Below are 2486 nucleotides of genomic sequence, written 5' to 3' on the forward strand. Positions count from 1 at the left end.
GGCGGCCACGCCGGCGGCGACCGTCGCCGACGACGTGGCGGTCGTCCTGGCTAACGATGTCCTGCAGCAGATATGCGCCATCGATGGTGGCGGACTGCACCTGGCCAACCGGATCATCGGCATCTTTCTGGACTCTTCCGCGGAACGACTGCCGCGGCTGCATCAGACACTGGCCGCCGGCGATGCCCCGGCACTCACCTTCGAGGCGCACGCGCTCAAGTCGAGCGCCGGCAACGTCGGCGCCCGGCGGCTGCAGGGCTTGTTGCAGCGTCTCGAGACCTGCGGCCGCGAGGCGCGGCTGTCCGACGCGCCGGGCTTGCTGGCCGAAATCGACGTCGCCCATGCGCAGGCCGCGGCGGCACTACGACAATGGATAAAGGAGCAGGTATGAGCAAGCAGGAGATCCGCATCCTGGTGGCGGACGACGACCTGACCACACAGTTGCTGGCCCGGGCGGCTTTGGAGAAGTCCGGCTTCACCGTATTCAGCGCCGGTGACGGAATCGAGGCCCTGCGGCTGTTGCAGGAAACCCGTTTCGACATGGCCATCCTCGACGTGGCGATGCCCGGTGCCGACGGTTTCGAGGTGTGTCGTGCCGTGCGCGATCAGTTCGGACCGAGCCTGCCGATCGCCATGCTGACCAGTCGGGACGACACCGCGTCGATCGAAAAGGCTTACGACTGCGGCGCCACCGATTTCATCCCCAAGCCCTTGAACTGGACGCTGCTCGGCCACCGCATGCTGTATCTGTGGCGAGCCTCGCGCAACGTGGTCGATCTGGCTGCTGCCGGGGCACGCAACCTCGCCGTGCTCGACGCCCTGCCGCACCTGTTTTTCGAGCTCGACGCCGAGGGGCGCTTCGTCGACTACCGCGCGCCGCGCGGTGATCTGTCGGGCGCGTCGCGGGGACGCCATCTGGGGCGCAAGGTTGCCGAAGTGCTGCCGGCAGATGCCGCCGAGGTCTGCCTCGCCGCCGTGCGTGAAGCGTCGGAACAGGGCTTGTCGCTGGGTCGGCAGTATCGTCTGTCGGGCGCGGATGGCGATTCGTGGTTCGAGCTGAGCGTCTCGCGCGTCCCCGAAGCCGCCGGCCGGGCGCCGAGCTTCATCGTTCTCGCGCAGGACGTGACCACTCGGAAGAAGACCGAGCTCAGGCTGCAACAGACGGCCGGCATCTTCGAGAGCGCGCGCGAGGGGATCATGATCACCGATGCGGCGGCGACCATTCTCGACGTCAATCCGACCTTCACCGAGATCACCGGCTATCGCCGGGAGGAAGTGCTGGGCCGGCCGGCCAGCCTGCTGCGATCGGATCGCCAGGAAGCGGGAGTCTTTTCCGCGATGTGGCGCGAGTTGAGCGAGCAGGGACATTGGCAGGGCGAGTTGTGGAACCGGCGCAAGAACGGCGAGATGTACGCTGTGGCGCTCACCATCAGTGCGATCGGCGAGCGCGACGGCGGCGATCGCCAGTACGTCGGACTGTTTTCCGACATCACCCGGCAGCCCGCGCGAGCCGCCGACTACGACGCCGGGGACGACCGCGCCCTGCCCGCCCTGCGCGTTCTGCGCCACGACGAAGGCCTCGAGCGTTTGCGCCAGGCGCTGGCCGGCGGCGAACTCGTGCTCCATTACCAGCCGCAAGTGAACATGCGGACCGGCGAGGTGGTCGGCGTCGAGGCGCTGCTCCGCTGGCAGCACCCGGCGCGCGGCCTGCTGATGCCGGCGGCCTTTCTGCCGGCGACCGACGGCCACCCGCTGGCCGTCGAGCTGAGCGACTGGGTGTTCGCCTCGGTGCTGTCGCAGATCGAAGCCTGGCAGGCGCAAGGACTCGATCTGCGGGTCAGCGTCAACGTGCCGGCGGCGGTCCTGCTGCAGGCCGGTTTCGCGGCGCGGCTGGCCGAGCGTCTGGCGGCCTGTTCCGGCACGGCGGGCCGACGTCTCGATATCGAGCTGCCGGAGGCCGGCGCGCTGGGCAAGGTCGCGCATTGCGCCGCGGTGATCGCCGACTGTACCGCGCTGGGAGTCGGCTTCGCGATCGACGATTTCGGCACCGGCCAGGGCTCGCTGGCTGACCTGAGACGATTGCCGACCGTCGCTCTGAAGATCGACTGCAGCGTCGTCGGCGACCTGCTGCTCGACCCCGCCAATTTGGCGACGGTCGAAGGGACGCTGGGAATGGCGCGCGCCTTTCGCCTCGAAGTGATCGCCGAAGGCGTGGAGAGTGTCGAGCAGGGAACCATGCTGCTGCGCTTGGGTTGCGAGCGGGCCCAGGGCTACGCCATCGCTCGCCCGATGCCGGCGAACGAACTTTCCGGCTGGCTGCGCAACTGGCGCCCGCTAGTCCAGTGGGCGAACTGCCCGCCGCTCGGCGGCGATCTGCCCCTGCTTTATCCGGCCGTCGAGTACGGGGCGCTGCTGCGGGCGCTCGACGCGTATTGCCGCGATGCGCGGCCCGATGCGCCGCGGCTGCAGGCGAGCGATTTCCGCTT

Annotated in this window: 2 protein-coding genes; both read left to right on the forward strand. The window is 68.8% G+C overall.

Annotation, left to right across the window (positions count from 1 at the left end):
• A partial coding sequence (locus CAPSK01_RS21480; RefSeq protein ID WP_034921941.1) for an Hpt domain-containing protein occupies window positions 1–391 on the forward strand: 391 nt, incomplete at its 5' end.
• A partial coding sequence (locus tag CAPSK01_RS02270) for an EAL domain-containing protein (protein WP_034921844.1) occupies window positions 388–2486 on the forward strand: 2099 nt, incomplete at its 3' end. The genes CAPSK01_RS21480 and CAPSK01_RS02270, both read left to right, overlap by 4 nt.

The organism is Candidatus Accumulibacter vicinus (assembly GCF_000584955.1).
GTDB classification, from domain to species: domain Bacteria; phylum Pseudomonadota; class Gammaproteobacteria; order Burkholderiales; family Rhodocyclaceae; genus Accumulibacter; species Accumulibacter vicinus.